23 protein-coding genes, 1 tRNA gene and 1 pseudogene are annotated in these 22118 nt (G+C 70.6%); 15 read left to right on the plus strand and 10 right to left on the minus strand.

The annotated features are described in order from the left end of the window. Positions 1 to 165: 165 nt before the first annotated feature. The 5 genes from AQJ66_RS36110 to AQJ66_RS36130 all read right to left on the minus strand — a co-directional run bounded on the left by AQJ66_RS36110 (position 166) and on the right by AQJ66_RS36130 (position 3802). Positions 166 to 1164 carry a hypothetical protein gene (locus AQJ66_RS36110; RefSeq protein WP_061931029.1) on the minus strand — a complete coding sequence of 333 codons (999 nt, stop codon included), beginning with the start codon at positions 1162 to 1164 and terminating at the stop codon, positions 166 to 168. 277 nt (positions 1165 to 1441) lie between these two features. Continuing rightward, entirely contained in the window at positions 1442 to 1768 is a 327-nt protein-coding gene (locus AQJ66_RS36115; RefSeq protein ID WP_061931033.1) for a hypothetical protein, read from the minus strand. Further along, the gene (locus AQJ66_RS36120) at positions 1741 to 2703 is read right to left on the minus strand and encodes an oxidoreductase (RefSeq protein WP_061931036.1); all 963 of its coding nucleotides are present in this window, start codon (positions 2701 to 2703) and stop codon (positions 1741 to 1743) included. Before AQJ66_RS36120 ends, AQJ66_RS36115 begins: the two co-directional genes overlap by 28 nt. 33 nt (positions 2704 to 2736) lie before the next feature. Further along, the gene (locus AQJ66_RS36125; RefSeq protein WP_061931040.1) at positions 2737 to 3279 is read right to left on the minus strand and encodes a carboxymuconolactone decarboxylase family protein; all 543 of its coding nucleotides are present in this window, start codon (positions 3277 to 3279) and stop codon (positions 2737 to 2739) included. A 247-nt stretch (positions 3280 to 3526) separates the two neighbouring features. Beyond that, positions 3527 to 3802 carry a hypothetical protein gene (locus AQJ66_RS36130; protein WP_061931044.1) on the minus strand — a complete coding sequence of 92 codons (276 nt, stop codon included), beginning with the start codon at positions 3800 to 3802 and terminating at the stop codon, positions 3527 to 3529. Between the two features lie 107 nt (positions 3803 to 3909). On the opposite strand from AQJ66_RS36130, the gene AQJ66_RS36135 reads away from it, so the two are divergent. The 8 genes from AQJ66_RS36135 to AQJ66_RS36170 all read left to right on the plus strand — a co-directional run bounded on the left by AQJ66_RS36135 (position 3910) and on the right by AQJ66_RS36170 (position 12553). Then, positions 3910 to 4914 (plus strand): helix-turn-helix transcriptional regulator, encoded by a 1005-nt coding sequence (locus AQJ66_RS36135; protein ID WP_061931047.1) that lies wholly within the window; start codon positions 3910 to 3912, stop codon positions 4912 to 4914. A 430-nt stretch (positions 4915 to 5344) separates the two neighbouring features. Beyond that, positions 5345 to 6547, plus strand: a complete 1203-nt coding sequence (locus tag AQJ66_RS36140; RefSeq protein WP_061931050.1) for a cupin domain-containing protein — start codon at positions 5345 to 5347, stop codon at positions 6545 to 6547. Then, positions 6544 to 7626: a JmjC domain-containing protein gene (locus tag AQJ66_RS36145; RefSeq protein ID WP_061931053.1), complete on the plus strand. Its 1083-nt coding sequence runs from the start codon at positions 6544 to 6546 to the stop codon at positions 7624 to 7626. Before AQJ66_RS36140 ends, AQJ66_RS36145 begins: the two co-directional genes overlap by 4 nt. 7 nt (positions 7627 to 7633) lie before the next feature. Next, positions 7634 to 8890: an MFS transporter gene (locus AQJ66_RS36150; RefSeq protein ID WP_061931056.1), complete on the plus strand. Its 1257-nt coding sequence runs from the start codon at positions 7634 to 7636 to the stop codon at positions 8888 to 8890. Continuing rightward, positions 8887 to 9555: a 2OG-Fe(II) oxygenase gene (locus tag AQJ66_RS36155; RefSeq protein ID WP_061931059.1), complete on the plus strand. Its 669-nt coding sequence runs from the start codon at positions 8887 to 8889 to the stop codon at positions 9553 to 9555. The genes AQJ66_RS36150 and AQJ66_RS36155 overlap by 4 nt, the downstream gene beginning before the upstream one ends. Beyond that, entirely contained in the window at positions 9552 to 10580 is a 1029-nt protein-coding gene (rsgA, locus tag AQJ66_RS36160) for a ribosome small subunit-dependent GTPase A (RefSeq protein ID WP_061931063.1), read from the plus strand. Before AQJ66_RS36155 ends, rsgA begins: the two co-directional genes overlap by 4 nt. 93 nt (positions 10581 to 10673) lie before the next feature. After that, the gene (locus AQJ66_RS36165; protein ID WP_061931066.1) at positions 10674 to 11213 is read left to right on the plus strand and encodes a carboxymuconolactone decarboxylase family protein; all 540 of its coding nucleotides are present in this window, start codon (positions 10674 to 10676) and stop codon (positions 11211 to 11213) included. A gap of 17 nt (positions 11214 to 11230) precedes the next feature. Further along, entirely contained in the window at positions 11231 to 12553 is a 1323-nt protein-coding gene (locus AQJ66_RS36170; RefSeq protein WP_061931069.1) for an MFS transporter, read from the plus strand. Between the two features lie 69 nt (positions 12554 to 12622). On the opposite strand, the gene AQJ66_RS36175 is transcribed toward AQJ66_RS36170, so the two are convergent. After that, a complete protein-coding gene (locus AQJ66_RS36175; protein WP_061931072.1) occupies positions 12623 to 12910 on the minus strand; it encodes a DUF4287 domain-containing protein in 288 nt (95 codons plus the stop codon). A gap of 743 nt (positions 12911 to 13653) precedes the next feature. Between AQJ66_RS36175 and AQJ66_RS38085 the strand changes: the two genes are divergently transcribed. After that, entirely contained in the window at positions 13654 to 13983 is a 330-nt protein-coding gene (locus AQJ66_RS38085; protein WP_079060621.1) for a WhiB family transcriptional regulator, read from the plus strand. A 596-nt stretch (positions 13984 to 14579) separates the two neighbouring features. On the opposite strand, the gene AQJ66_RS36185 is transcribed toward AQJ66_RS38085, so the two are convergent. From AQJ66_RS36185 to AQJ66_RS36195, 3 genes are all read right to left on the minus strand, one after another. Beyond that, on the minus strand, positions 14580 to 15359 hold the full coding sequence (locus AQJ66_RS36185) for a hypothetical protein (protein WP_061931078.1): 780 nt from the start codon (positions 15357 to 15359) through the stop codon (positions 14580 to 14582). Positions 15360 to 15810: 451 nt separating this feature from the next. Beyond that, positions 15811 to 15884, minus strand: a tRNA-Met gene (locus AQJ66_RS36190). A 48-nt stretch (positions 15885 to 15932) separates the two neighbouring features. After that, positions 15933 to 16136, minus strand: a complete 204-nt coding sequence (locus tag AQJ66_RS36195; protein ID WP_037864303.1) for a cold-shock protein — start codon at positions 16134 to 16136, stop codon at positions 15933 to 15935. 800 nt (positions 16137 to 16936) lie between these two features. On the opposite strand from AQJ66_RS36195, the pseudogene AQJ66_RS38090 reads away from it, so the two are divergent. The 6 genes and pseudogenes from AQJ66_RS38090 to AQJ66_RS36220 form a co-directional block, all read left to right on the plus strand. After that, positions 16937 to 17540, plus strand: a pseudogene (locus tag AQJ66_RS38090) (IS5 family transposase); the annotation flags it as partial. A 563-nt stretch (positions 17541 to 18103) separates the two neighbouring features. Continuing rightward, positions 18104 to 18658 (plus strand): hypothetical protein, encoded by a 555-nt coding sequence (locus tag AQJ66_RS36205; protein WP_061931081.1) that lies wholly within the window; start codon positions 18104 to 18106, stop codon positions 18656 to 18658. 263 nt (positions 18659 to 18921) lie between these two features. Then, positions 18922 to 19395, plus strand: coding sequence for a hypothetical protein (locus AQJ66_RS36210; RefSeq protein WP_061931084.1), 474 nt, complete (start codon positions 18922 to 18924; stop codon positions 19393 to 19395). Positions 19396 to 20183: 788 nt separating this feature from the next. Next, positions 20184 to 20312 carry a hypothetical protein gene (locus AQJ66_RS40775; protein WP_279617361.1) on the plus strand — a complete coding sequence of 43 codons (129 nt, stop codon included), beginning with the start codon at positions 20184 to 20186 and terminating at the stop codon, positions 20310 to 20312. 276 nt (positions 20313 to 20588) lie between these two features. Continuing rightward, positions 20589 to 21578, plus strand: a complete 990-nt coding sequence (locus AQJ66_RS36215; protein ID WP_061931087.1) for an IS481 family transposase — start codon at positions 20589 to 20591, stop codon at positions 21576 to 21578. 128 nt (positions 21579 to 21706) lie between these two features. Next, entirely contained in the window at positions 21707 to 21937 is a 231-nt protein-coding gene (locus AQJ66_RS36220; protein WP_061931090.1) for a hypothetical protein, read from the plus strand. 5 nt (positions 21938 to 21942) lie between these two features. On the opposite strand, the gene AQJ66_RS40780 is transcribed toward AQJ66_RS36220, so the two are convergent. After that, entirely contained in the window at positions 21943 to 22074 is a 132-nt protein-coding gene (locus AQJ66_RS40780) for a hypothetical protein (RefSeq protein WP_279617362.1), read from the minus strand. Positions 22075 to 22118 lie beyond the last annotated feature (44 nt).

Here is a 22118-nt window from a genome sequence, read left to right on the forward strand (position 1 = left end):
ACTAGCCGTACGAAAAGAACCACCCGTGTGGCACGATCACCGCCGGTTCCGCGCCGGTCTGTCCCCGCGGCCCGTCGCCGGCGTCCGTCCGGCCCCGCGAGCACGTACACGTCCTCGGCCGCAGGAGGCTCTCCGGCCGAGGACGCTCAAGGCTCTCTGCGTGCTTTACCGCGCCCAAGGAGCCATCGGGTACCAGATCAGGTCACGGACGGCCAGGATCCGCACGTCCCAGTACAGGACCAGGAACACGCCCGCCGCCAGGAAGCCAGCCGCCATCAGCGCCGACGCGCCGCTCGGGCGCCGCGCCGTCCACTGATGCAGCCGGTCCCCGAACGAAGCGGTCACCAGCAAGAACAGCACCGACATGACGACGATGTTGCCGAGGGACTGCAGACCGAAGGCGACAGCGCCGTACAGCGGGTTGTGACGCTCGGCGGCGTCGTGGAACAACTGGCGGAACAGCGGGTAGGGGCGCCCGATGAGGAAGGCGCCGATCAGCCCGCCCATGAGCAGCATCGGCGCACCCGGAAAGCGCCGGGACAGCCCCGCCAGCGGGTCACGCACCACGCCCAGCGCCGTCAGGCCGAGGTAGGTCATCAGCAGGCCGATCAGCCCGAACACCACCATCGCCTGCACCAGGCGCCCGGAGAACCCGGCTCCCCCCTGGCTCTCGTCGAACTGCGGCATGCCCGTGCCGGCGAAGGCCACCACCGCCCCGTAGACGGCGGACACGACGACCGCGCCGAGGACCAGCCGGCTCAGCGGACGCAGCGCGGCGGCCATCCGGTCCCGCCGTGAGGTGGAAGGACCGCCCGTCAGCGGTGCCAACGCGCTGAAGACCGCCACATTGCACGCGGTGAACGTCCCCGCGACTCCGGTGGCCAGCGCGAACGCCAGACCGGCCAGGACGCCCGCGATCGGTGTGCCCTTGGCGGCATGGCCGAGCAGGGTGTCCGCGACGTGGTCGCCGATGGTCTGGTCCACGAACTGCGCGGACCACACCACCGTCAGGGCGAAGCCGAACAGCGCGCCGACCACGGCGACCAGGGCACGGCGGCGCGGCGCGTGGCCGTTGAAGAAGAACGACGACGTCGCGGGGCGGGTGTCCGCGGGCGGCCGCTCGCGGGACGGGGAGGAGCCAGGCCGATGCACTGTCTGGGCCATGACAGATCGCCTTTCGAGGGGGGGTGGGATCGAGCGCCACGCTAGGTCCGCGCGCACGGACATCACAGGGCGAAACGGGTATCGAGCACGGGAGAAGAAGAACCACGGGCACACTTCGTGAAGTCGGCACCCATCGGCGCCGCCCCACGGCCCACCGAGTTCCGCCGTTCGGGATGCGGCCGAGCAGTCGCCGGCCTTCACGGCCGTGAGCCGCCGCCGGCGGGTGCCGCAGGGTCCTCCACCGGCCCCGGCCGTCAGCGGGACCACCGACTCGCCGTCAGGGCAACGGCCCCCCCTCGTCCCCGCTCGTCGCTCGCAGCGACCCGGGCCAGGGGAACCAGCCCGGTGCCGGCCGCGACCCGCCGCCCTCCGCCGCGCCCGCGCCGGCGTGCGGCAGTGTCACGCCCATGTCCGGATCCGGCAGCGCCGCTTCCTTCGGCACCGGACAGGTGTCCGGCAGCACGTCGTCGAAGTCCCGCCACATCCAGGCCCAGGCCGCCACCGGCCGGAACCGGCCCGGCCCGGCGATGCCCACGCCCACACCGGCCGCGATACTCTCCCCGGCCGCCACGGCGATCAGCCCCGGGCTCCCGTGACCGGGCACACGCCCACGGCCGGCTCCCCCGGTGCGGGGGCGGACGCGAAGGCGTACCGCACCCCGGTCAGTTCTTCTGACAGCTCCCACAGCCTGGCCTGCACCTCCGTGTCGCGCGCCGCGCGGCTGGACCGCGCGGGCACGGGCGCCCCACGGCACCCGAACCGCTGGGCGGGCCCCAGACAACCGTCTGGCACCCGAGGATCCGTCGCCGCCCGCAGCGACGGCAGCGCCGCCGCCTCCGGTGGCTGGGCCAGCCAGCGCATCCCCGCCGCCACCACGGGCCGCAGCAGGGCGGGAGGGTCGCCGTGCCACAGCGCGGTCGGCGACAGACCAGGATGAGCGGCGAGCGACAGGGTGGCGGCGCCGGCCACGGTCAGGCGGCGCCGCAGCTCCCGGGCGAACAGCAGGTTCGCGAGCTTGGAGCGCCCGTACGCCGTCACCGACCGCCGCCCGGCCCCGGACCTGGCACGGTCCGCGTCGAGACGGCCGAAGCCCGCCCGGTGGGCGAGGCTCCCGACCGTGACGACCCGCGAGCCCGGGACCCCTGTCATCAGGTCGAGCAGCAGCCCCGTCAGCGCGAAGTGACCGAGGTGATTGACTCCGAAATGGGCTTCGAAGCCGTCCGCCGTGCGCCGGTACGACGGGAACATCACTCCGGCGTTGTTCACCAGCAGGTCCAGGCGCCGGTGCCGGTCACGCACGCGCGCCGCCGCCCGGCGCACCGAGTCCAGCGACGCCAGGTCCAGTTCCAGCACCTCGGTGCTGCCACCGGCCCACTCGGCCACAGCCCGCCCACGCTCCGCGCTGCGGCAGGCGAGGACGACATGCGCCCCGTAGGCGGCGAGCACCCGGGCCGTCTCCCGGCCGATGCCCCCTGAGGCGCCGGTGACCAGAGCGGTACGGCCGCTCAGGTCCGGAACGTCCGCGATGGACCACGTCATGCCATCCTCCTCGAGAACCGCACCGGCACGGTGTCAGTGCGCGGCGCCGTAGCCGTGGTTGACGATCAGCTCGGCCGCCACGTCGTAGAACGCCGGATCCGCCGGGACCTCGGTGGCCAGGCCGTTGACGTACCGGTTGAACATCGCGAACGCGGCCGCGATCAGGACCGTGTCGTGGATGTGGGTGTCGGTGGCGCCCTCGGCGCGGGCGGCCGCGATCGCCTTGTCGGACACCGGGGCCGCCTTCGCCTGTACCTCGGCGGCCACCCTCAGAAGGGACCGCAGCAGCGGCGGGATCGGCGCCGTGTCGGCGTCGGCGAGGACCGAGGCGACCAGTTCGGCGCCGCCGTCGAGCTGCGCAGCCGCGAACGCGCTGTGCGAACCGGCGCAGAAATCAGTGCAGTTCAGGTGGGACACGTAGGCGGCGATCAGTTCGCGTTCGCCCCGGCTCAGCGGCGAGGAGCCGCTGCGCAGCAGGGTCTCGGCGAGCTGCGACAGCACGCCCGCGGTGTCCGGCCGCTGGGCGAACAGCCCGCTGATGCCGGGAAGGTCGTTCGTGAGCTGGATGTGGGGCACGATGCGTGTCCTTGTCTGCCGCGGTACCGACGGGGCCCTCATCGTCGGAACCCGGGCCCGGCCCGGCCAACTCCCAGAATGCGGACTGCTCGTGGCACGGCCGGTGCGTGGCCCCAGCTGCGCACTCAGAGAGAAGCGTCCCGCCGTCCGCTAGTCCAAGAATGGGCACGTGGCAAGCGACACCTGGCGGCACACCGAGACTTGGGCAGATGACCGTGCCGGTAGGGGCACGTCCGACCGCCCGGACTCACGCCTCGGCGGGACACGTCAGTTGCCACGCGCTCAGAGCGGCCGTCACCGCCAGCGCCCGCCGACACACCGCCCGGCACTGCCGCACCGCGCTCGGCTCGTCGGGCGCCAGCAGGAACGCGGCTCCCCGGGCACCGGCACGGCTCGTGTGCAGCCGGATGTGCTCCATGCCGTCGTCCGGATCGCACACCGACCACAGCGCGGCCAGGACGACGTCGCCGGACAGCTCCGGCGCGTCGTGCGGCTTGGTGAAGGCGAACTCGACGAGGTGCACCCACCCGAGTGTGCCGTACGCCGCCGGGCCCGTCCCAGCCCCGGCTGGGCCATGAACATGCCGTGGCACGCATGTGCCCGGCACCCACACGAAGCGGGGGGAAACTGATGCTGCGCGTACTCGGACTGGACTGCGGTACTGAGGCCGTCTACCGGCTGATGCTGGACCACCCCGCCTGGGGTGTGGATCGGCTGGCCGAAGAACTGGGCGAGGACCGGACCGCCGTCACCCGGGCCCTGGACACGCTCGCCGACCTCGCGCTGCTGCGCCGGGCCGCCGCGACCGAGGACATCCCGGGCGCTCCGCTGCTCGTGCCGCCCCGCGCCGGACTCGGCGCGCTCCTGGAACGCCGTCAGAACGAACTCGCCCGCACCCAGATGGAGATCGAGGCCGGCCGGGCCGCGGTCGCCGACCTGCTGGCCGACTACACGGCGTACGGCCGCACCGACGGAGCCGGCGTGGAGCGCTTCACCGGCACCGAGGCCGTCCGCCGTCTGCAGGCCGACCAGACCGCCCGGACCTGCGGGGAACTCCTCGCGATCGCCCCCACCACCGCCGCCGACGACAGCCCCTGGGAACTCGACGTCCCCCTCCTTCTCGACCTGCTGGACCGGGGCGTCCGCGTTCGCATCCTCCACCAGGACACCACCACCGGCTCGGCGCGGCACCGCGACACCGTGCTCCTGCTCACCCGGGCCGGGGCCGAGGTCCGCACCTTGCCCACGCTGCCGCTGCACCTCCGGCTCGTCGACGGTGCGAGCGCAACCCTGCCCCTGGACCCCGACGATCCCGTCGGCGGAGCCGTCCTGCTGGACGAGCCGGGCGTCCTCGCCGGACTGCGCGTCCTGTTCACCCATCTGTGGGACACGGCGGCAGCGCCCGACTGCATCGGCCCCGACGACGGCACCGACCGCACTCGGGAGGCGTGCTCGCCGCGGGAACGAGCCCTCCTGGACTTCCTCGCAGAAGGACTGACCGACGAGGCGGCGGCCCGCAGGCTCGGCATCTCGCTGCGCAGCGAACGCCGGATGATTTCCAGCCTCTCCGACCGGTTCGGAGCCCGCAGCCGTTTCCAGTTGGGCCTGCACGCCGCGCGAAGGGGCCTGGTGTGACACAACCGTGCCAGGGCCTTTCTGTGCCGCCGGAAAATGCTGACAGCCCCCTTGAGGGCATGTCAGAGTCGTTTCCAGAACGGACCGGAAAGCATGGAACTAACCGCTGGACGGGCCGCTCGATTCCAGCAGTAAAGCTCTCCTGGTCGCATCCCTTCCGGGATGCGTGCACCACGGCTCGAATTTCCGTAAATCCCCCGGCGGAAAAGAGTCACACCATCACCGGCACTGTCAATCGGAAAGGAAAACAGTCATGGACAACGAGCAGAACCTCGTCATGGAGATCCTCGAGGACGACAACCACGACTTCGAGGCCGAGTTCGGCCCGCGTCAGGACGTCGGCCACTGAAGGTCCGCACCGTCACGCGGCCGGTCGTCCACCCGGACAACCGGCCGCGTCGGCCGTCTACCCCGAGCGAGTGGTGAGCTGATGAGCATCGACGTCACGACCTGGAAGGCGTTCGCGGCGGCCCACGCCCCCGACTTCACCCGCACCGTCTTCCTGCCCGGCCTGGTCACCGACCCCCGGCACCTGAGCCGGCTGATCGACGACGGCCTGCGGACAGCGACCCGCCGGGCCCCCGGAGACCTGCGCCTGCGCGCCTTCCGCCCCGGCGCCTTCGACTACCGGCTCACCCAGCGCTTCATCACCACACCGCCCGCCGACGACGAGAGCGCCACCGCCTGGCTGGCCCGCACCGCGGACAGCGACGAGGCCTGCGTGGCCGTCAACGACATCGCCTCCTGGAACCTCTCCCTGGGCACCGAGGTCGCCCGGATCGTCGAGGGACTCGTCGCCGACCGGCAGCACGAACTGCCCTCCGGCACCGACGTGTACACCTTCGTCGCCCACTCCGGATGGACACCGTTCGGCATCCACAAGGACGGCGAGCCCTCCCTCATCTTCCACCTCGGCCCCTCCCCCAAAGAGGTCTGGGTGTGGCACGACCACCCCTTCGACGCCTCCGGCATCACCCCGAGCCCGTCCTTCGGCCGGATCACCTTCGACATCGAGGAGCACCTCGGCTCCGCCGAGCGCCACCTGCTGCGACCCGGTGATTTCCTGCTGATCCCGCAGGACACCTACCACGTCTTCCGCAACCTCGGCCCGTCCACGTTCCTCGGCCTCACCCTCTACCCGGTGCGCACCCGCTCCCTGATCACCGAAGCGCTGTGGCGCGCCGCGCGGCCGGCCGAACCCCTCGCGCCCTACCCGCCCGCCCACCACGTCACCGACCGCGCCCGCGCCCTGCTGCACGACAACACAGCCCTCGCCGAACGCGTCACCGACCAGCTGGACCTCGCCCAGCTCCGCCTGCGCACCAACGGCTACCTGAGCCCGCCCCACCGGGCCGCCCTGCCCGCCGCCGCACCCGCCCCCGACGCCCTCCTGCGCTGGTCCCGACCCGGCGCCGTCGCCGCCCACCCCGACGGCACCGTCCTCGTCACCCGCGGCCGCACCCTCACCGTCCCCCACCGGACAGACTTCACCGCCCTGGAGAAGGCGACCGCCTCCACCGCCCCCTTCACCCTCGACGAACTGGCCGCCTCACTGCCCGCCACCCTCCCGGCCGACAGCCGCACCGAACTGGCCCACGCCCTGCACACCACGGGAGCGGTGACCGCCGCATGACCGCCTACGACGCCTTCACCCACGCCCGGGCCCTCCTCGACGGCCTCGGCGAGCAGCGGCCACCGGACACCGGAGTCCGCCTGTACGAGCCCGCCTCGGACGACGAGGAGAGCGCCGGCCACGCCGACCGAGAAGCCCTCCTCGCCGGAGTCTGGTCCGCGCTCGCCCGGCCCGGGGCGCTCGCCACCAACTTCCGTCTCGTCGAGTCCGGCCGGCAGATCGACCGCAGCCGGTGGCTGCGCTCCCGCGTCGGCGACGGCGAAGTCCTGCACACCGCCCTCGTCCCCACCTACCTGCACAGCGCCGTCGAACGCGGCGCCACCCTCGTCGTCAGCCACCTCGAAGCCCTCGACGAACGCGTCATGCTGCTCTGCGAGGCCCTGGAGTACCTGCTGCACGCCCGCGCCTGGATCAACTGCTACGTCACCGCCGGCGACAACAGCGCCTTCGACGTGCACAGCGACGACCACGACGCGCTCGTCCTGCAACTGCTCGGGAGCAAGCGCTGGCAGGTGGACTCCCGGGTCGGGGCCCGCTCCCGCGACCTCGCCGACGACAGCCTCGACCGTGTCCTCGTCCCCGGCATGTGCCTGTCCGTGCCCCGCGACACGGCCCACCGCGTCAGCGGAACCGGCGGCCTCACCGTTCACCTCACCGTCGGGTACGAGCCGTTCGCCGACGTCCTCGAGGAGACGCGCGCCGCGCACGCACTCGCCGGCCGGCCGGCCCCCGACCCCGGCCGCGAGTGGCTGGCCGCCCGCCTGGCCATGCGCCCCGACCGCCGTGCCGGCGCCTCCCTGCCCAGCGCGCTCACCGGCGAGGTCCGGCCCACCACCCGCATCCGCTGGGCCGGCCGCTTCCCCCCGCACATCACCACCGACCAGGACCACCTGACCGTCACCACCATGGGCCGACGCATTCGCCTGGACCACCGCCTCGGCCCCGCGGTCCGCCTGCTCGCCCGCGGCGGCGCCCTGACCTTCGGTGAACTGACCGTCCGCAGCGACCTGCCTGCCGCCGACCTGCGCGCGCTGGTCGCCTTCGGCGCCCGCAACGACTTCCTGATCTGCGAAGGATGACCCGCCTGTGCTCACCGCCACGCTCAAGGACCAGGCCGCGATGCTCCGCGAGCGCCGCTTCGCCACGTTCTTCACAGGCCACGTCGTCTCCAAGCTCGGCGACGCCCCCGTCCCCGTCGCGTTCGCCCTCGCCGCCTACCGGATCTCGCACTCGGCCGCCGCCCTCACCTGGGTCCTGCTGTCCCTGTGGGCGGCCCGCTTCCTCCTGGTCGCCACGGGCGGACGGCTCGCGGACCGCCACAACCGGGTGAACGTGATGATCGGCGCCGACGTGCTCCGCCTGCTCGCCCAGGGCGCACTCGCCGTCGTCGCGATCAGCCCACTGCCGTTGCACAGCTGGCACCTGTGCCTCTCGGCGGCCCTGTACGGTGCGGGTACCGCCCTGTACAACCCCGCGCAGATCGGTCTCACCCCCGAGCTCGTCCCGGGCGACCGGCTCCAGCGGGCGAACGGACTGCTCTCCCTGGTGGCCGACGTGAGCTTCCTGCTGGGCCCGGTCCTCGCCGGGGTGCTCATGACCGCGGCCGGATTCTCCTGGATCCTCTGGCTCGATGTGGCGTCCTTCGCTGTCAACCTCGTCTGCCTGGCCCGCCTCACCCGCCTGCACACCCCGCTGCGCCGCCGGGCGGCACCGGCCGCGCATCCCACCGCCACCCCCGAAGCCGAGACGGACACCCGGTTCCGCGCCGGGTTCGCGGTCATGGCCCGCTACCCGTGGTTCTCCTTCGGCATGGCCCTGTGGTTCGTGGTCTCCCTCGGCATCGGCCTGACCGCCGTCGCCGGCCCCGTGCTCGCCGTCCGGTCGCTCGGTGGCACCGGCGCCTGGTCGCTGCTGGCCACCTGCCTGGCCATCGGCTCCCTGCTGGGCTCCCTGGCCGTCATGGCGACGCAGAAGCACCGCTGGAAGACCGCGGCCGTCGTGGTCACCGCCGGTGTCGCACTCCAGTTCAGCGCCCTCGCCCTGCGCGACCAGCTGCCCACCGCCGTCGTCGCGGCGGCGTTCGTCCTGTCCGCCCTGACCACCGCCGCCTGCGGAATCGTCTGGGACACCGCCTACCAGAGCGAAATCCCCGAACGCTACCTCTCGCGCCTCGGATCCGTGGACAACTTCGTCAACGCCGCGGGCGTCCCCCTCGGCATGCTCCTGGGCGGCCTGACCGCCGACCACTACGACACGGTCTTCACCGGCATCACCGTCGTGCTCGTCCTGCTCTGCATCCCCGCCGCATCCCTCGCCGGACACGGAAGGAAGGCAACCGCATGAACACCGCCACCCTGCTCGCCCCACCCGCGACCGGCCCCCAAGCCCGCGTCCACTCCCGCGGCGACCGCTTCGTCGTCATCGACGACCTGCTGCCCCAGGCCGACTTCGAGGACACCGCCACCGCCTTCGAACACATCCGCCTCAAGCCCGTCCTGAGCACCATCGACCCGGTCTACGACGGCTTCGCCTACCGCGGCGGCGAGGAGAGGCAGCACCTCGGTGCCCACGGCGACGACGCGCCCCGCTGGCAGCGAGCCGTCGACGAGCAGATCACCGCACACCTGGACCTCCTCGGCGCCCCGGGGCGCGCCGAACGACTCTCCCTCACCCTCAGCGCCTGGGGCTACCCCGCCGGCTCCCGACTGAGCTGGCACAACGACGCCGGCGCCGGACGCATCGGCGCCTACGTCTACTTCACCCACCGCACCTGGGACACCGACTGGGGCGGCGGCCTCGCCCTCATCGACGAGGCCTCCCGCGCGGACGCCGCCGACGGCGCGGCGCTGCTCCACACGGCCACCCACCCGGTTCTCGTCCTGCCCCGTCCCAACCGCCTGGTCGTCTTCCGCGCCCACACCATGCACGCCGTCCAGCGTGTCGACGCCACCGCCGGAGACCGGCTGCGCCGCACCTTCACCGGCTTCATCACCGAGGACACCCCATGACCGCCACCGCCGCCACCGCCACCGCGTCCGAGGCCACCCGGCTCGGGCACATGCCCGCCGGTACCGGCTGGGCCCGCGTCGTCGTCCAGCACGGCACCGTCTGCGACGTACTGCAACCCGGTGACGACGGCACCCTCACCGCGCACACCGCCGCCGTCGCATCCGCCCTGCCGGTCACCCCGGTCGCCGGCGACTGGGTCCGAATCGGCGACGACGGCCGCGTCCAGGCCGTGGCCGCCCGCCGCACCGTCCTCGGCCGCGCCGGAACCACCGGACACGGCCACCAGGTCCTCGCCGCGAACATCGACACCGTCCTGGTCGTGGTCCCGCTCGCCGGCGGACTGAACGCCACCATGGTCGAACGCCTCAGTGTCATGGCCTGGGACAGCGGTGCCCAGCCCGTACTCGTCCTGACCAAGAGCGACACCACCGGCGATGCCGGCGCCGAGGACGCCGCCACCGCCGCGCACCTCGCTCCCGGCGTCCCCACGATTGCGATCAGCGTCCTCACCGGTGACGGCCTCGACGCCCTGCGCCGTCACCTGGGCCCCGGCACCACCACGGTGATGCTCGGCCCCTCCGGCGCGGGCAAGACCTCCCTGCTCAACGCCCTGGAAGGCACGACCGAGGCGGTCTCGGCGCTCGGCCGCGCGGGCGGCCGTCACACCACCACCACGCGTCGCCTGCACCTGCTCTCGACCGGCGGTGTCCTCCTCGACATCCCCGGCATCCGCTCCCTCGAGGTCGCCGCCGGCCAGGACGCCGTCGACGACGTCTTCACCGACATCGCCGCCCTCGCCGTCCACTGCCGGTACGCCGACTGCGGCCACGACGGCGACAGCGGCTGCGCCGTCGAGGAAGCCGCCCGCACCGGCGCCCTGCCCACAACCCGGTTGACCACCTGGCGCAAGCTCCAGGGCGAGATCGCCCACCGCCGCCGCCGGGAGAACCCCGCCCAGATGGCCGACATGCGCCGGCAGTGGAAAGCCGTCAGCAAACACGCCCGCCGCAACAAACGGCGCTGAACAACCCCACACAGCACGACGGAAGTTGGCCCGGCGACAGCGCGCGCCCACGATGAGGTCCGCCCCACCCCGACAGCGGAAGGACCACCAGCCGTGCCGCACATCCACCTCGACAGCGACCTGCCGGGCATCCGAGGCCTCATGACCGACCGCCCTGATACGGCAGCCCCGCTCAACGCCCTCGCCGACCTGATCCTGCGCGGCCCCTCACCCCTCACCCGCGGCGAACGCGAACTGATCGCCGGCTACGTCTCCGAACGCAACGCGACGCGCTTTTGCGCCGACACCCACGGCGCGGCCGCCGCCGCCCAGCTCGACGGCGGCGCCGCCGTCGTCGAAGCCGTCCGCCACGACCTCGACACCGCCCCGATCACCTCGCTCATGCGGGCCCTGCTCCGCATCGCCGCCGAAGTCCAGCAGCAGGCCGCTCCCGTCTCCGACGAGGCGGTCGCCGCCGCCCGTGCCGCGGGCGCCACCGACACCCACCTGCACGACACCGTGCTCATCGCGGCCGCCTTCTGCATGTACAACCGCTACGTCAGCGGCCTGGCCACCACGCTGCCCACCGAACCCGGCTACTACGAGGAAGCGGGCCGCCGGATCACCGCGCACGGCTACGCCGCCGCCGTCTGAGGGAGCAACGACCCGTCATGCCCACCACCTCCCCACACCGGGCGCACCCCCGCGCCGTCGCCGCGACCGTCGTCGGCAACTTCATCGAGTCCTTCGACTGGCTCGGCTACGGCCTGTTCGCCCCCCTGTTCGCCGCCCGGTTCTTCCCCTCCGGCGACTCCTTCACCTCACTCCTCGGCGCCTTCGCCGTCCTCGGAGTCGGTGTCCTCGTGCGGCCGATCGGTGGCATCCTGCTCGGTCGTCACGCCGACCGACACGGCCGCAGGCCCGCCCTCATCCTCGCCGTCTCCCTGATGGCAGGCGGCTCCCTGCTGATCGCCCTCACCCCCTCCTACGCCCACATCGGCCTGCTCGCACCCCTCCTCCTGCTGCTCGCCCGCACGGCACAGGGCATCTCCCACGGCGGCGAATGGCCCGCCGCCACCGCATACCTGATGGAAATGGCCCCCCGCCACCGCAAAGCCACCTACGGCAGCCTGTTCTCCCTGTCCACCTGCGCGGGCGCCTTCACCGCGTCCCTCCTGGGCGGCGCTCTGACCACAGCCCTCGGCCCCGGCCCCATGGCCTCCTGGGGCTGGCGCGTGCTGTTCCTGATCGGCGGCATCCTCGGCCTCGTCCTGCTCGTCCTGCGCACCGGGCTCGCCGAGACCGAGACCTACCAGCGCGAGGTCCGCTCCCGCCGCGACCGCGGCTCGCTGCGACAACTGCTGCGCGCCCACTGGCGCAACGTCCTGATCGCCACCCTGTTCGTGGCCGGCACCGGCGCCGTCGGCGGCACGTGGACCGCGGTCGTGCCCGCCCTCGGCGGCCGCCTCGCGGCACCCGGCACCATGATGTGGGTCGTGGTCACCGCCACTGCCACGATGCTGACGGTCAACGTGCCCATCGGCCTCCTCGCCGACAGGATCGGCGCCGCCCGGCTGCTGGTCTTCGCGAGCCTGCTCTTCGCGGTCACCGGCTCGGTGTCGTACCTGACGATGACCGGCACCTTCGCCAGCCTGCTGTTCACCTACGGCTCCGGAGTGCTCTACCTCGTCTGCGCCACCACCGTGCTGCCCAAGCTGCTCACCGACATCTTCCCCTCGAGGGTCCGCGCCCTGGGCGTCGGCTTGCCCAACGCCGTCACGGGTGCCGTCCTCGGCGGCCTCGCCCCCGCCTGTGCGGCTTGGGCCGCCGAACACGATGCCTCCGCCTGGTTCATCGCCGGCGTGATGGCTTCTGTCCTGCTCGCCGTTCCGGCGTCCCTGCTGACCCCGGCCCGAGCGCTGGCCGCCACCCCACAGTCCCCGCCGGCCGAGGCCCGGCAGGAGGAGCGCACCCTGACTGCCACCGGCAGCTGACACAGGACGACGCCGGCTCCCTACCGAGGGAGCCGGCGTCGTCCTGTGTCAGCGAAGCCCGCCGCTGCTTCAGGGACGGTTGGCCTTGCCGTCCAGCCACAGCGTGTCGGTGTCGTCGCGGTGCGTGCCGTCCGAACCGACGTGCTTGTCGGAGATCTTCGCACCGTTCTTGAAGACGTGTACCAGAGCCATCCCATGACCCCGGCCCAGACCGTAGTCCTCCTTGAGCCAGTCCAGGACCGGACCGGCCTTCAGCTCCGGGCCCTCGTAGCCGCGCTCCTTCGCCAGCTCGATGAACTGGCGGGGCGTCAGGCCCGTCTTGTCCTCGATGTTGTCCAGGTACGCCTGAAACGACATGTGCTCCTCGCTTCCAGAATCGTCCGCGCCGGCTGCGGACCGACACACCCAAGCGTGCACTCCCGCCCCACCCCAGCCTTCCTCGCGTCCGCCACTCGGAGCGACTTCGCCACGTCGTACAACCCAAAAGGCCGGATCCTTCCGTACCCACCCGGTGCGCGGCCCGCCGCATGCTGACGGGTTGGCCCGCGACGTGGCGAAGTCGGACCCACCTGTCCGCAGGCCCGGAAACTCCGCCCATCGGCACTCATCCTGATTCCGAGGCAGAGAGCAGCACGCGTCGGGGAGAGAGGAACCACGAAGTGATGTCGGGAAGCCAGTCCCAGGAACCCCAGGAGACCATCACGGGCGACGGTCCTCACTCGAGCACCGAGACCAGTTCCGCCAGAAAACCCGATCATCCCTTCGGCTTCTACTCCCGATCACACAAAGACAGCGTGTGGGAGGCTGCCGCCCACCAGCCCGGGCACATCGGCAAGCGACTCGCCGAGAAGTGGAGCGCCTGGAACGAAAGTGACACACCGCGCGCCAGCCCTGTGGAGCCGGACCAGGAGCACGGAAAGTGAACCCGGGCCAGTGATGGACACGTTGGTACCTCGCCCTACCGATGGAACATCCGCGTTCAGCGCGTCCTGACGTTGGCGGGTTCTAGCCGATGGTGACTTCGGTCGGCCGTAACGTCTCCGACTCGGCACCTGCCGGGGTGGAGCGTGGCAGGCCGGATCGGGGAGAGGACGGCATCGGTGGTCGCAGATGACGAGGCAGCCTGGGAAGCGCGCGCAGCCTGCCGAGCCGGTGATCCGGAAGAGCTCTTCGTCGACGGCGCAGCCCAGAACAGAGCGAAAGCCGTCTGTACGGGCTGCCCCGTGCTCACACGATGCCTTGCTCACGCACTCGACCACCGCATCGAATACGGAGTCTGGGGCGGGATGACCGAGCGCGAACGACGAGCCCTACTACGGCGGCGGCCCACAGTGACGTCCTGGCGGCGATTGCTGGAGGCCGCCCGTGCGGACCACGATCGGCGAGCGAGCTCGGAAGACGGTGCTGCACGCCGGGGTGAGGCCCGCTGAGTGGATGCTCGTGCGGCTTCGACGCGCTGCCGACGTCCCGTCATACCAGGCCGAGGTGTACGGATCGGCCGTTGCGCCGGCGTCTGGCCGCCCTGCAGCGCGATGTGGTGCCGACCGCCCAACCGATGCCGCACAAAGTCCGTCCCGGACCTGATCGCCAGTGCATAATGCGACTGGTGAGCGGCCCGTCGTCACCCCCGTCGGCGGGCCGCTCATCGCATTGCCCATGGACCTGAAGAAGGCGCCGCGCGCTCGCGGCCCGGCCCACCGACAGGCTGGAGAAGGCCGGTGCGAGGCCTTGGGCCGCGCTCCGACGGATCGGCTGCTCGGCCGGGATCTGCTTCATCGTCCTGGACGCCCGCACCGGAGGCTCCGGCTGGACACCGCATTCGCATGCCCTCCGAAAGCATTGTCCATATGCGGTATACGGTGAGCCCGGGCGAAGGCGCGGGTGTCGTACAGCAGCGTGCGCACAACGGCAGTCAGCCGGTCTACGACGGCCTACGTGCCGAAGCCACCGCTCCAGGGCACACGCTGTGCCTGTGCCGACGGCTGAGCGCTCCATCAACCGCTCCACCAGATCCGTCATGCGCGGCTCAACGAGCGATCACGCCATCAGAAGCGACGTCCTGTGTACCCCGCCCGCACCACTGCGGAAGATCGCTGCTGTGCTGCGGACCTGGCCTACTGCCCCGTAAGGCCCGCACGCCCGGCACCGCTTCCCATGACGCTGGGAGCGGTACCGCGGCATCGGTGAGGAAGGCCTGTGGGAGGTGGAGTCCGACGCCGAGGCGGCGGGCGTCCATCGCCGTCTCCAGCAGAGCTTTGACGGGCGGGATGCCGTAGTCGTAGCGGCGCATGAGTGCGGGCGCGCCGGCGAGATCCTGGGTGATGCGTCCGTGGGCGCGAGCGCGGGTGAGGGCGTCTGCCGGGAACCGGTCGGCATTCTGTGCAAGAAGAACGGCAGCCCGGAGCGCTTCCTCGTCGAAGGCATCCGGAACAGTGAGGGTGCGTCCGGTCAGGAGTTCACGGACCCGGCCGTATGGGTCTGGTTTCTCGGTGCTGGGCAGCGCCGTGCACAAGTCGGTGTACTCGGGCCACAAGGTCCCCAAGATGAGGACCGGCCCGCGGTCCGTGTGGGCGAGCAGGGTGTGCAATGCGGCCGCGATGCGCTCACCCGTCTGCTGGTTGCCGAGGTAGTGCTGGGCCTTGTTGAGCCACACCACCGTGCGGGGCGCCACCCGGCCAAGGTCGGCAAGCGCGGCCTCTGCCCGGGTCGGATCGTACGGGTGCCACAGCCGCCACCCGTGGGCGGCGAGCGGTCGGACGGCCTCCCAGCACGCTCGAGTCTTGCCGGTCGAGGACGAGCCGACCACGGCTGCAGCCTTCTGCGGCCTCGCCCACGGCAGCCGGGCTGGAAAGCCGTCTGAACGGTCGTTCTCGACAGTCCCGTATGAGCGACGAGCTGCATCTTGTAGGCCCTCTGCCGGCCAGAGAGTCTTCCAGCCGCTTGCGTAGCTGGGTGAGCGCCGCCTCTGGCTTATCGAATCCCCAACCCACATGCACCCCCGGCCCCGAGGCGGTCGACGATGTTCATCATGGTCCGGCCGGACCACAACGGACACCGTTTCCGCGGCTGTCGGTCACGTCGACATCCCAAGCCTCTTACGGGGGAGATTGCCGTGAACCACATCACCATCGTCTTGCTCGCCACCGCCCCGGTCTTCGTGCTCGCGCTCCTGGCCGCTGCGGCCGCGGAGACACTTGCCCGCCTCGACGGGGCTGAATGACAGAGGGGCCCGGCGCCAGCCGGGCCCCTCTGTTTCGTAGCGGGGACAGGATTTGAACCTGCGACCTCTGGGTTATGAGCTCAGCGAGCTACCGAGCTGCTCCACCCCGCGTCGGTGGTGCCACTCTGCACACGACTCCAGAGGCCAGCAGGGGACGCCTCAGCCGCGGACGATGTTCTCGGCCTGGGGGCCCTTCTGTCCCTGGGTGACGTCGAACGTGACCTTCTCGCCCTCCACCAGCTCCCGGTAGCCGTTGCCGGAGATGTTGGAGTAGTGGGCGAAGACGTCCGGTCCGCCGCCGTCCTGGGCGATGAACCCGAAACCCTTCTCGGAGTTGAACCACTTCACCGTTCCGCTTGCCATACTGCGTCCTTCGGTATCGCCGGGCATGCCGGCCGGGGTCAGTAGCGGACGTTCCCCGCTGCGGGAAGACGCCCGGCGTCGTTCTACCCCAGCCGGAGCTCCGACATTCGATCACTCGTCCATGAGCCGGATGAGGTCTGTCCTGATAGTGGTGTAGGGCCGGCCAGGACACTGATCGGATGGAGCGTGGTCCTGGGGTGGGGGAGAGAAGCAGCCGGGCGTGGTCTGTTCGGTCACGCGATAGCGCCAGGGCCGGAACCCCGGAAGGTGGCTGAGCGGTGCGGCTTCCGCAGCACGACGCAGCTCTCGTGATGGGAGTGTGGCCCGCTGCGCTGATACGGGTTCTCGAGGGTGCGGGTAACGTCCGTCACTGTCTCCCACGCGACGCATGGACCCGACCTCACTTGCCTGGCCCCACAGGGCCAGGCAACACCTGGCGCATCGGCGCGCGGGACCACCGAGCCACCGTACGAAATTTCAGCCTCTTTCCACTTGTATCGCTGCATGGGAAAGCTTGTCTCCGCTCCGACGGTTGGCTTTGTTCATCGGTTTCGACAGCAGTTGTTCAGTGCTTCGGGAGGCACCCGGGCTGCGGCGTGTTCGACGTTCACGAGAAGTGCCGCTCCAGGCGGACCCTACGAGCTACTGGATGCTCCAGCGGTGCGGATGTCGGGATCGGTGGGGCAAGCGAAGACGTTGAGCTCGCCGGAGCGGCCCACGATGACGGGGCCGCGGACCGAAAGGCGGGCAGGTCTCGGTCCTAGGTCGTGTCCGCAAGTGGCGGCGTCGTTGGTCTGTTCGTGGTGCGTCGTCATGAGTTGACTGATGAGTCGTGGGCGGTGATCGGGCCGTTGCTGGCCCCTTCCCGGTTGGGCCGGCCGGTGCGGGACCGCCGCCAGGTCGTGAACGGGATCCTGTGGAAGCTGTCCACCGGGGCGGCCTGGCGCGACCTGCCCGAGCGCTACGGTCCGTGGAAGACCGTCTACGAACGCTTCCGCCGCTGGTCGGCCGACGGAACCTGGGACCGCTTGCTCGCCCACGTCCAGCAGCACTCCGATGCTGTGGGAGCCGTGGACTGGTCGGTGGTGTGCGTGGACTCCACGACCGTGCGGGCCCATCAGCATGCCGCCGGGGCCCGAAAAAGGGGGACCTGGCCGGGCGAGGCGATCGGTCGGTCCCGCGGCGGACTGACCACGAAGATCCACCTCGCCTGCGACGGGCAGGGACGGCCCCTGGCTTTCACTCTCACCGCCGGCAACGTCAACGACTGCACCCAGTTCGAGCAGGTCATGGCCCGGTATCCGCATCGAGCGGTGCGGGCCGGGCCGCCCTCGCACCCGGCCGCAACTGGCGGCCGCGGACAAGGGCTACTCATCCACGAAGATCCTGGCTGGCTGTAAGCGCGCAGACCCGGTCACCGGCCATGCTGCGCCCAGTCCAGTCCGAGGTCGGCGAGCACGCTTTCAGCTGCTCGGTGCCGAGCTTGGCCTGCCGCGTCTTCGTAGTTGGGCAGGAACACTCCCGGCTTGACCTCCGTGCCGTCTTCCAGCCAGGGCAGCGCACCTCCGCTCGAACGCCGCTGAACGCCTTCGGGGGCTTTCGTGGGCGTCTTTGGCGGTGCGGGGTAGCGGGATGACGCCCAGGTCGTTGTCGGTGCCGCCTCGCATCCCCGCGATTTTCGGCAATCGGGTGACCACTGCCTAACACGACTCACCTCCGCGTATCTGCAGCGACGCGCTGAACAACAGGAGTGAGTAAGCGTCAGGATACCACTCAATTGGGCTAATAGTATGTCAATCTGCTTTATTCGTAAGTTTGGTGATGATATGTCAGCTCAGGATGGAAGTGTCAAAATACGCTGATCGGAGCCTTATAGCTGCACTCCCGACATGCCCGTCGTTCCGGCTGTGGATAGGTTCATCAACGAACCGGCTGACGGGCCGGCATCCCGAACAGGAGATTGCGACATGCAGCTTCGTTCCACGGTGATCACCGCCGCTGTTTCGGCCGCCGCCGCGCTGGCCGCGACCGGCATCACCTACGCTTCGGCCGCCTCCGCTCCCGCGCCCCAGCAGGCTCCGGCCGCTGCCGTGCCCCAGCAGGCTCCGGCCACGGCCGCGCCTCACGGTGGCAGCAACGGGAACAACAACAGCAAGGGCAACGAGGGCAACAACAACAGCAAGGGCAACGAGGGCAACGACGACGACAACGACTACAACGGGCACGGGGGCAAGGACGAGGGCCGTATCCAGATCAACGAGCGGTCGTACTCGACCCGCGCGGGCGACTGCATCACCGTGGTCAGCGGCCTGGGCGCGAAGAGCCTGAACATCCGCAACGACAGCCGCCGGACCGTCGAGGTCTTCCGTGGGGCCGTCTGCGACAACGGCGCCCCCGTCGCCACCGTCGGCCCGCACTCCTCCAGCGACGGCGTGCGCCCGGGATGCGTCGAGGGCATCGACATCGACAAGGGTGTCGTGGCCAGCTTCCGGGTGATCAAGCGCCACCACGACGAGGACTAGTCCGCGGCCGACCGCATACTGTGGAGCCCCGGCCCGCCGGAATCGGGCCGGGGTCCCAGCTTGCCCCATTGTCCGACGGTCACGCCCCGCGCACACCGTGCCGCTATCTAATGCCAGGCGCGCCATCCAGTGTCCGCGCGGCCGCCCCTTCCCGTCACCATCCGCCCCACCTGCGGATTTCCGTCCACCTGTACGTGTTCCCAGGCGGTTGGCCCGGCTGTCCTGCCGGCGCTTTCCCGACCCGCGAACGGGTGAGGAGTGATATGAGCATCCGGCTTGTGGAAGACGTCAGCGATGGCACCTACGTCCTGGACCGCCTCGACATCACGCTGACCCCGGCTCTGCCCTGGCTGGGACACCAGGCCCGCTGGGAGATGACCGGCCACCTCAAAGAACCCGTCGACCTCACCCGGGTCACCTGCAACGTGATCATGAAGTTCGGTCCGGTGAAAATGCTCGACAGGAAGTACATGCTGCCCGACCTGCTGAAGGGCATGGGCGCGAAGCTCTCCGGTCACCTCAGGCCGGCCGCCGGACCGTGGCGCCAGACATGGAACCTCCAGCTCCCCGAGGCAGTGCCGGTGGCCGAGCACCGCATCCTGCTGCGCGCTCGGACGGACAGCGGAAAGAACTTCCTGGCACTGGACATCACCCTGAACTTCAGCCACAGATTCCGCCCGTCCCCGTCCCCGACCAGCGGCAGAGCAGGCGCACGCATGCTCCACAGCTCACGCTGACTGGCAAACGCAGCGAGCCGGCGGTTAGCGGACCCTCGCACGCCCGGCATCTGTACCCGCTCGTTCCACCCGAACGGCCTACATCTTCTCGTTTCGGGCATGCAGCATTCCCCTGTTCGGCCCAGTCTGGAAGCGGACCGACAACCGCCGCGTCCTTCCCTTCCGGGAGGCGTCATGGCAGTGTTCGCCCTGCTCGTCCCGGTTCTGCTCATGCTCATGATGTTTGCGCTGGACGCGTTCGAGGATCTCTTGTTCCCCCCGCCATCCTCACCTCCCGACGAGACTCCGGAGCAGCCTGACGGCCTATCCTGACGAACCGCCTACACGCGATGGAACCGGGCCAGCCAGCGCACGGTTTGGCCCGAGGCGGCATCACAAGCACAAGCAGCAGTGACGCGGAATGCACAGGCCCGTGAGGAAGCCGGACCGGCAGGTCCAACACCTCATTCCTGCCGCTAGAGCACCACATCCTGGCCGCTGGCCCCTGGGCCGCCGACCACGCCGCGGGCGCGTAACCCATCGAGGTCTGCCAGTTGGACGCCGGGCAGAGACGTCGAGGAGGGCGGTCTGGGCGGATGCCCCGGGTGGAACGAGGTTGAGGCATGGGTGCGGGGCTCTACCGGCGGCGGGCCGGCACAACCCCGCGCCCGCATCCTAGTGACGCACTGACCGTCCTCGCGGCAGCTCTCTATACGGCTGGTAGGCCTCAGCACGGAGACTCGGACAACGTCTGCCGCGCCCACGCCGCTCCGAGGCCAGCGAGCGGTTCCAGCTGCTCTGCCCCCAGCTTGGCCCGCGCCCTGGGCTACGTCGTTCACCGCCGTCCGGCGCTCGCGGTGCCGGTAGGTGTCGCCATCACCGTCGCCGGCGTCCTCATCACCGCCGCGGTCGGCATCCTTCAAGCCGCCGTGTCGTGATCGGATGCCGTACCGGGGAAGAGGCTGTGGGGACCCGGCGGGACCTGGCCGGTACAGCCCGGGGAGCTCCCCAGGGAAGTAGTAGGCGTGTCGAAGCGTCCGGAATCACGGCGATGACCTGCGGTTTCGATGGGCCCCGGGACGATGTCCGGCACGACTCAGGATGCGACCTAGGTGTACTCGGCCAAGAGGTTGATGACTCGCGTCGGTAGTTGATCAAGAGAAGACCTCCGGGCGTAGTGGAGATGCCTGTCTTCACGACAACCGGAGGTCTTGGTGACCCACGCTAATGCCCGGCTGACCTTTCACGGCAGATGCCTTCTGGTGCGCCGTGTCGTGCACGATCTGCGTCCGGTGGCACACGTGGCCAAGGAGCTGGGAGTGTCGCGCCAGTGCGCGCACCGCTGGGTGGCGCGTTTCCGGGCCGAGGGATGGCACGGCCTGCATGACCGGTCCAGCCGGCCCCGCACCTGCCCGAGGCGTACCGCCGGACACGTCGAGGCCGCGGTACTCGACGCACGGCGCACTCACCGGCGGGGGCCGGACTTCCTCGCCGCGGAAACCGGCGTCCCCGCCCGGACCGTCAGCCGCATCCTGCGCCGCCATCAGATCCCGCACCTGGCATCCTGCGACCCGCTGACCGGACAGCCCATCCGTGCCGAACGCCGCAGTCCTGCCCGCTACGAACACGCCCGGCCCGGCGACCTCGTCCACATCGACGTCAAGAAGATCGGACGGATCCCGGACGGCGGAGGATGGCGAGCCCATGGCCGGGAAGCCGGGAAGACCTACGCGCAAAAGCAGGCCCGGATCGGCTACGACTACGTCCATGCGGCCGTCGATGACCACTCCCGCCTGGCCTACGCCGAGATTCATGCCGATGAGAAAGCCGACACCTGCGCCGGCTTCCTCACCCGCGCCGCCGCGTTCTTCGCCGCCCACGGCATCGACCACATCGAACGAGTCATCACCGACAACGCCTGGACCTACCGCAAGAGCACTGCCTTCCGCCAGGCCGTGGCCGACCTGGGCGCCGAGCAACGGTTCATCCGCCCGCACTGCCCCTGGACCAATGGCAAGGTCGAACGCTTCAACCGCACTCTGCAAACCGAATGGGCCTACCGCCAGGTGTTCACCAGCAACACCGAACGCGACCACGCGCTGGGGCCGTGGCTGAACTTCTACAACACTCGACGCCGACACACCGCGCTCGCAGGCAAACCACCCGCCAGCCGCGTCCCCAACCTCACAGGGCAATACACCTAGGGCGGGACCCGGGATGCGACTCAGGGAGCGACCTATGGGCCGGCCCGTCCGGCAGGTCCTCGACGCCGTCCCCGGATCACGGCGGCGGTGGCCGTCTGCCGTCGTAGCGCTGCCCGTACGATGACCGCGTGACAGCCCGCCGCACCCTTGGCGCCGGCCCGCAGGACGCGAACATCCGCGCCGCCCAGGCCGACCTGCTTGACGCCCTTCCCGGTGTCCGCCTCCCCGACCTGGAGGAGTTGCGAGCTCGCGGCGTACTCGGCACGCGGCCGGCGACGCTCCGGGCACGGCGGCGCACCCTCGGCGCCGGCTCCGGCGCCGATGAGGAACGGACTGAACGGCTCGGCCCAGGGATCTGAGGGTTCTAGCGGCGGGCGAGTGCGATGGCGATCGATATGAGGAGGGTGATGCCTCCGAACGCCACGGTCAGTGGGGTGCCCAGGGAGGGGTAGCGCCACGTCACGTAGGTGAGACCGGCCCCGACGAGCAGAATCACGAGTACTAAGACAAAGATCAGCAGCGGCCAGATCGCAGGGGCGC

Source organism: Streptomyces bungoensis (genome assembly GCF_001514215.1).
GTDB classification, from domain to species: Bacteria; Actinomycetota; Actinomycetes; order Streptomycetales; family Streptomycetaceae; genus Streptomyces; species Streptomyces bungoensis.